The 462-nt window shown below is 68.2% G+C and carries 1 protein-coding gene; it reads left to right on the top strand.

Annotated features, from left to right (window positions below; translation table 11 throughout):
- Positions 1-116: 116 nt before the first annotated feature.
- On the top strand, positions 117-462 hold a 346-nt coding region (locus tag AC1DDH_RS20600), incomplete at its 3' end, for an MliC family protein (RefSeq protein ID WP_476956232.1).

A 462-nucleotide genomic window follows, 5' to 3' on the forward strand; every position in this document is an offset into this window, starting at 1 on the left:
CAAGAAGACGTTGCTGGCCGAGCAGCGCGGCTGGATCAAGGGCCGCAACGACTGCTGGAAGGCGAGCGACGCACGCGCGTGCACCACCGCCGAATACATCGATCGGCAAGAAGACGTTGCTGGCCGAGCAGCGCGGCTGGATCAAGGGCCGCAACGACTGCTGGAAGGCGAGCGACGCACGCGCGTGCACCACCGCCGAATACATCGATCGGATTCACTTGCTGCGGCAGAACTTCGCCGGCCCGCGCACGCAGGACGCCAAGGGCATCACCCGGGGGCCGTTCTCGGTGCGCTGCCCGGGGGCCGACGCGCTGATCCTGGCCACCTTCGTGCAGACCGAACCCGGCTACGCCTACCTGACGTGGCTGGACAAGAAGCTGCTGTTGTCGCAGACGCGCGCGGCGTCGGGTGCCCGCTATGCGGCCACGACCGACGCCGGCGAGGCGATGTTCTGGGACAAGG

Source organism: Arthrobacter sp. 10T425, from assembly GCF_056393985.1.